At 64.7% G+C, this 6,580-nt stretch carries 6 protein-coding genes and 3 pseudogenes; 3 read left to right on the top strand and 6 right to left on the bottom strand.

The features are described 5' to 3' along the window. From KZA10_RS17765 to KZA10_RS05660, 3 genes and pseudogenes are all read right to left on the bottom strand, one after another. Positions 1–837, bottom strand: a pseudogene (locus KZA10_RS17765) (heavy metal translocating P-type ATPase); the annotation flags it as partial. A gap of 579 nt (positions 838–1,416) precedes the next feature. Beyond that, positions 1,417–1,929: pseudogene (locus tag KZA10_RS17760) on the bottom strand (relaxase/mobilization nuclease domain-containing protein); the annotation flags it as partial. A gap of 41 nt (positions 1,930–1,970) precedes the next feature. Beyond that, a complete protein-coding gene (locus KZA10_RS05660; protein WP_137772169.1) occupies positions 1,971–2,369 on the bottom strand; it encodes a MobC family plasmid mobilization relaxosome protein in 399 nt (132 codons plus the stop codon). Positions 2,370–2,507: 138 nt separating this feature from the next. Here KZA10_RS05660 and KZA10_RS05655 point away from each other — a divergent pair, with 138 nt between their 5' ends. Next, on the top strand, positions 2,508–2,792 hold the full coding sequence (locus KZA10_RS05655; protein ID WP_067117683.1) for a hypothetical protein: 285 nt from the start codon (positions 2,508–2,510) through the stop codon (positions 2,790–2,792). 170 nt (positions 2,793–2,962) lie between these two features. Here KZA10_RS05655 and KZA10_RS05650 read toward each other — a convergent pair whose 3' ends face one another. The 3 genes from KZA10_RS05650 to KZA10_RS05640 all read right to left on the bottom strand — a co-directional run bounded on the left by KZA10_RS05650 (position 2,963) and on the right by KZA10_RS05640 (position 5,464). Next, a complete protein-coding gene (locus KZA10_RS05650) occupies positions 2,963–3,907 on the bottom strand; it encodes a zeta toxin family protein (RefSeq protein ID WP_218682387.1) in 945 nt (314 codons plus the stop codon). 62 nt (positions 3,908–3,969) lie between these two features. Next, entirely contained in the window at positions 3,970–4,443 is a 474-nt protein-coding gene (locus tag KZA10_RS05645) for a hypothetical protein (protein WP_218682386.1), read from the bottom strand. 331 nt (positions 4,444–4,774) lie between these two features. Next, complete coding sequence (locus KZA10_RS05640; protein ID WP_218682385.1) at positions 4,775–5,464, bottom strand: nucleotidyltransferase domain-containing protein; 690 nt, start codon at positions 5,462–5,464, stop codon at positions 4,775–4,777. A 198-nt stretch (positions 5,465–5,662) separates the two neighbouring features. On the opposite strand from KZA10_RS05640, the gene KZA10_RS05635 reads away from it, so the two are divergent. After that, on the top strand, positions 5,663–6,088 hold the full coding sequence (locus KZA10_RS05635) for an NUDIX domain-containing protein (RefSeq protein ID WP_206475384.1): 426 nt from the start codon (positions 5,663–5,665) through the stop codon (positions 6,086–6,088). Positions 6,089–6,291: 203 nt separating this feature from the next. Continuing rightward, positions 6,292–6,453: pseudogene (locus KZA10_RS05630) on the top strand (recombinase family protein); the annotation flags it as partial. Positions 6,454–6,580 lie beyond the last annotated feature (127 nt).

Genomic DNA, 6,580 nt, shown 5'->3' with positions numbered 1-6,580 from the left:
TGCGGCGATCCGGAGTGGGCACGGCGTGGCGAGCACGAGTACCTCGGCGAAGCGCGTCGCATCCCCGGAAAGGGCCCACGCGGTTCCGGCCAGCACGAGCGAGACCGCGGTGAACGGGATGGCGAAGCGGTCCGCGAGTCGCACGACGGGGGCGTGGGAGTCTTCCGCCGCATGCACGAGCGCGACGATCTGCTGGTACTGACTGTCCGAACTCGTGCGCACGGCCCTGATCCGCACGGCCCGACTTCCGTTGATGGCGCCGGAGAGCACCTCGCCCCCGGACTCGCGGGTCACGGGCATGCTCTCGCCGGTCAGCGAGGACTCATCGAAAGTCCCGGTCTCGGTGAGCAGCTCGCCGTCGACGGGCACGATCTCCGCCGGACGCACGAGCAGAACGTCGCCGATGGCCACCTCGTCGACGGGCAGATCCCTGACCTCATCCGAATCCGCGGACTGCGGGCGCAGGAGCACGTGCGCGATGCGCGGAGAGCGATCCAGCAGGGCGGACAGGTCACGCTTCGCACGGCGCCCGGCGAAGTCCTCGAGAGCCTCTCCGCCGGAGAGCATCAGCACGATGATGAGCGAGGCGATGTACTCCCCGACGGCGAGAGTCGCCACCATCGCCACCACGGCGAGGATGTCGAGCCCGACGTGACCGCGGAGCACATCGCGCACCATCCCGACGAGGGTCCAGACGACGAACGCCGCCACGTAGCCGGTGGCGATCCATCGACCGGCGACCGTGGCGTCGACGGCGTGGAGGACCAGCACGCCGACGAACACGAGAACGGTGGTGGTGATGGCCGGATAGCGCCACAGCAGGCGGAGAAACCTCATGCCCCAGCTTCCCGCGAATCCGTGCGCAGTAACAGCGGGAGACGGCGTGTCCCGAGGGGACCCGCGGCGCGACGATGGTTCGTGACCTGCCACACGCGCCATGGCGATCTCCGAGACGGGCGCAGCCTTCACCTTCTCGGGGGCGTCAAAACCGCGCACCCGGGCGGCGCGGCCCGCACCCTTCCAGGCATCCACCGCGGCAAGCTCGCTCGCGTTCGTGTGCTCCCACCCGGAGCGCAGCTGGGGCAGACCGAGCGAACGATCCAGCTTGGACGGTGCGTACCAGACGGGCTTCTCGTCGGCCTTCGTGGGGATCATCGCCGCGGTGTATCCGACGACGCGATCCGTGCCGCCTTTCTCGTATCGAGGGCGCACGATCACGCGGGCATTGCGTGCGGCGGCGATGAATTCTTTCTCGGAGTCCGAGTTCGCTGCGACCGTGCGCAGGCGTCGGCGCAGCTCGTCGCGCTGCGTGTACGCCTCGCCTTCGCGCGCGGCTCGTGCGGTCTCTGCCGGCTTGTTCGCGCTGAGGGTTCGGGCGTTCTGCTGTCGGCTCTCCAGGACGTCGAGTCGGTACTTGACTTCGAGCTCGCCGGCGATCTTCTGTGCGCGCACGTAGTCGCGATGCGTGTCCGCCTTGGTGCCGTCCTCGCGCACCAGGTTGACGGCGATGTGTACGTGGTCGTTGCCCGATGTGGACAGGCCGTGACGGATCGCAACCCAGCGGCAAGACCGCTCGCCCTCCTCGTCGACGAAACCCATCTCGCGGACAAAGTCGGTCGCGATCGCGGACCACTGCTGGTCACTCAGCTCGCCCTCTTCGGCCTTCACGCTGAGCGAGCAGTGCCACACGTGAGCGTCGCGCCTCTCCCCCGTCGCGACTCGCTCACCGGTCTCCTCGTCGATGTCGTACACCGGCACGGTGACCTCCGTGCCGAACAGCTTCGACGGCAAGTCGAGCGCGTTCGCGAGGTCCAAGCCCGCGTCCGCTGAAAGCTCTCCCTGCCCGGCCAACTCCACGATCACATCGTGTCCCGCGACAACGTGCGGCGCCGTGTGCTCGTTCGCCCGACCCGGACCACGGAGGTACATGATCAGCCCCGGCATACTCCCACCCCGGGTGATGTTCGGCATCATCGCGAACTCACCAACTGCGGCAGCAACTCGTCGATCTTCGCCGACACCTCACGCACCGCACGCAACGCGTGGTGCAGCTCATCCCCCGGCCGCTCCCCCGCGTTCGTCGCACGCGCGATCTGGTTCACATTGTTCGCCAGCGACGCAAGAAGGCGACGCGTGTGGAAGAACTCGGCCGCAAGCCGACGACGATCCGTCGACGTCTCGCCATGCTCCGCAAGAGCGGCCTCGACCATGAGGCGCGGAATGGTGACGTCCGCCTCCAGCGCACGCTGCAGCAGCAGCGCCTCCTCCTCCGCTGTCACTCCCACCTTGTGGGTGTGCTGGCGGCCGCCCGGCGCGTTCTCACGCCGCCGCCGCCCGCGAACTCGCGACGGAACAGGAGCGTCAGCCATGACTCTCCTCCCCTGCCCAGTGCAACGACCCGACCACGTTGGGAACAGCCCGGCACAATGCCGGCAAGCGACTTAGGGTACCTAAGTCTCTAGCTTGCTCCCGTTCCATGCGTTCATCATACCTGCTAGAGTTGTGCTATGACAGCCGAACACGTGATTGAATCCGCCGAGCGCAAAGCGCGCGAGCTTCTGGATCAGCGCATCGAATCGGTGCGTGCCGTCGTCCGTGCGCAGCACGACACCGCGGCGCTGCGAGAGCAGCTTGCCGAGTCCGAAAGGGAGAGCGCTCGCCTGTACCGTGCCGCGCTCAGTGACGGCTGGTCGGAGGCCGAGTTGAAGAAGCTCGGGATCACGGAGACCGGGCCGAAGACGTCACGACGTCGCAGCGCAGCCGCGTCCTCAGACAGCGAGCAGAACGGCTAATCAGCCTGGCTTACGATCCGCATTCCCCCTCACCCGATGCCGGATCTTCGCAGCAGAAAGGACCCTGTCAAGGGCGCTTCGCGTCGCTACGCGATGAGGCACAGCCTCCCCCTTGACAGGGTCCTTTCTGCTGCATTGGCGGCTTGATATCGGGTAAGGGAGAAGAGCGCTTAGGACAGCTCCGGTCCCCCGCGCCCTAGGTCTTTCTGCGATCCGGGTTTCCGAACGGCCGCCGTCGGCGCACGCTTCATGTACGCGGCATCGACCATCGGTCCGCCCGGATTCAGGCGCGCCAGATTCAACTCTCGTGCCGGCTGCGCCCGACGCCCGTCCGCGATTGCGGAACGGTGCTCTTCCATCGATGTGAAATGACGTTCGAATCGCTGAACTGCCGGATTCTCTGCGAGTAGAGCTGCAGCGTCCTGCGAGCGGGCGCGACCGTGCGCCGTGTCGAAGAGAGGACGCGCATACGCGCTCGGCACCCAACGGCCACCGAGTGGATCCTGTCCCGCCTCGGCCGCGGTGATGGCCTCGGCCCAGCGCTGCACGATGCGCTCCTCCGAGACCTCGAACGGCACCTCCACGTCGACGACGTGGACGCTGTAGCCGGCACGCTCCAGCTGCGTGCCGAGTTCGAGCGCGGACGCCTCACTGCCCAACACAGTGTCGACGATGATGTTCGTCCCCCGAGTCATCATCCGCGCCCGCTGCGCGGATGCAAGCTCCGACGACTCTTCGTGAACGAGAGCCGCCAACTCCATCGGGTAGAGCCGCTCCCCTGTGGCCTCCAGGTCACGAACCGCCGACGGCTTGATCCATGACTCGTACGACCCATCCGCGATCGCCTGTCGCAGCAGCGCGGCCTTGAAGTCGTCGGCATCGATGTTCACGTACGACGACTTCGACGCACCGAGAACCCGATCCGCAACGCTCCCCTTGCCGGCACCGGGAGGCCCCGCGAGCACCAGCGCCTTACTCTCGCCCCTGGCCTCCGGATAGCGCGCTGATGCGTCTGCGAGCAGCTGCCCGAACAGTCGCCCACGCTGCGGTGTCAACTCACCGTCGACCCACCAGGCGGGGTTGTTGATCGTGGCCGTCGGCGCATCCTTCGCCACGGGCCCACCCGGCCGGGAGAGCTGTCGAATCAGATCGATATGGCGCTCAGCTTCCGCCGGACTCACTCGGCCGCCGCTCGCGGGTGGCGACGCTCGAAGACCTCTTCGTAGATCTCGTCATCGATCAGACCGGCATAGCTCGCCTGCTCGACCTCAGCCCACGACCCCTCAGGGTGAACAATCACATCATCCAGCTCGAGCTCGGGATTCGTCTTCCCTCTCGGGGCGTAAGGCCAACGTGCGAGCTCGTCCACCAGCTGCTCCCGCTCGAGGAAGCCAGCCGCGTATCGCTGGCAGATCTCATACGGCGATGCACCCGAGAAACCCTCCCGCGGCAGCGCCGTCTTCGTCGCCGTCTTCAACGCATTCGTCACCGACGGCTGCGCAATCCCCAGCCACCCCGCGATCCGCACCTGCGTGTACCCACGCTCCCCCAGAATCCGCAACGAACGCCGATAGTCCAGGTCGTCGATTTCCTTCCTCAGCCGAGCCCGTACAGCGGCCCGCGCCTCGGCAGGGATCTCCATGACAGTCACGGTCACCACCTCCTATAGCCCAGTCTATCGGAGCATTATAGAAGCGTCTATAGTGACTGATCGCGCGGGGCGCCCGCCTCGCGCTTCCTGTGACGGTCCGCGGCTCGGTAGACGTGTCGATGTCCGGAGTCGTCGGCACTTCTGTCCGAAGTCCTCAACACTCGTGTGCGTCGGCCAATCCCACGGGGTGGGAAACTGTCGCGTATCCCATGGGTTACGAGACACCAAGGTTGCGAGACACTCTTCGTCTTAGTCGTGGGACGGTCCGCCAGCACCCGCGCTCGGCTCTCCTCAGCATGCGGGTGCGCTAGTGGGCGTGAGGCGGATGTCGCTACCGATGGAATCCCTCCTGGACACGACCTCCTGCGAGTTCAAGCTCGTGCTGAACCTGGGCGGCGAAACGATCGTCAGCGCGGTCCAACAAAGGAGCGCTCAGTGCGGCTGCGCGACCCGCGTCGAACTCTCTGAGACGCCGAGGAAGGTACTTTCCCGCGCCGATCCAGCGCGAGTTCGTCAGCAGGATCAACTCTGCAGTTCGTTCGAAAAGGAGCGAGGAGAGCATGTGACGCTCCAGCGGATCCGTAGCGTCGGCGTAGTCGTCGAGCAGGTCAGTCAAGACGTAACGACGAAATGCAGATTCGGTGGGATCCAGCACCGGTCCCTTCTCGTATCTCGGTAACCAGGCACGTCGATAGCGTCCACGCTCGGCGTCACCTCGCACCGTGATTCCATCTAGGAGCATCTGGACAATCACGGGTCGATATTGCTCGAATCCCCGGTTCGCCCAAGTTGCGAAGCCTTCCTCCGTGTAGGCAAAAACCTCGAAGATCTCACCCTCAAAGCGATACGTCGCAGCCAAACTCGTGCGTTCGTCTGGGAAGAGTGTGTCGCCCAGGATGAGAACATCGATGTCGCTCGTCGGCGTTCTCGCTTCACGGGAGGTGCTTCCCGCGAGAATGACGACGCTCGCGGCCGGAAAATGCTGCGAGACGAACCGTTGGGTGAGGTCGAGGAACTTCATGGGAAACGAGCCTACGGCTCGACGCTCGATTGTATTACGCGCACACGACGCTTACGCACGAACCAATCGGCCAGCGGGCGGTATTCCTACCTGGCGATGCTCGTCTCCTTCACCGGTGGCCAGTGGGTCGGACGGTGTCGCGTATCTCATGCGTTTTGCGACACCGAGGTTACGAGACATCCAACTAGCAACCACCACATGGCGACGCGAATCCGGACTAGAGTCCTTCGCGTGAGAGTTCGGGCAGTTGCGGTCGTTATCGAGGGCGGCGAGGTACTCGTCATCGCTCGCGAAAAGGCCGGCAAGAAGTACTGCGTACTTCCCGGCGGTGGGGTCGAGCTGGACGAATCGCCTCAGCAGGCGTGCCTCCGGGAGCTTCGCGAGGAGACAGGCCTGGAAGGGACAATCGTCCGACGCCTCGCCATTCCGGGCCTCTCCAATGAAGAGGCGGTGTATTTCGAGGTTGCTGTTCGAACGCGACGGTTGCGTCTCGGTGGCCCCGAAGTCGAGAGAAGCTCCGCCATAAATCGTTACGAGCCGCTGTGGGCCGGGTTGGACTCGCTCACAGACCTGGTACCCATGGCTGCCCATGCGGCCATAAGCGCCACTCAATCCGGCGAGTGAGTCGTCCGGACTTCAGCCGACGCCAACTTTGCGACAACTGTCTCAGAACCCTAGGCTTACGAGACGTCTCATGTTGAGGACTTCGGACATTAACAACGTTCGCGAGTTTCCGAGGCTCGGCGATTCTCGCAACTATGTCTCGCAAGTGATTGACAAGATACGAGTACACACCATTAGTTGCGAGACACCTGGAGAACCCTGAAATGGCAAAGCTGATCGGCTACGCACGAGTGTCCACCCGTCAGCAGTCAACGGATCGCCAAGAAGTGGACCTTTTGGCTGCGGGGGTCCGCCGCGATGACCTGTACACCGATCACGGAGTCTCCGGTGCCCGTGCATCTCGCCCCCAATTCGATCGTGCGGTCGTGGGCTGACCCCGTTTGGTAGGTCCGGTGGTTGTGTGAGTCGTCCTGTTGCCCGGGGGTCCGGGCAGTGAGACTGGTCAGATCATGACGAACAGCAGGAAGCGTCACACCTCGGAGCAGGTCGTCC

The sequence above is a fragment of the Microbacterium sp. BF1 genome, assembly GCF_019279095.1.
Classification (GTDB): Bacteria; Actinomycetota; Actinomycetes; order Actinomycetales; family Microbacteriaceae; genus Microbacterium; species Microbacterium maritypicum.
This window is presented reverse-complemented; position numbering and strand designations above follow the sequence as displayed.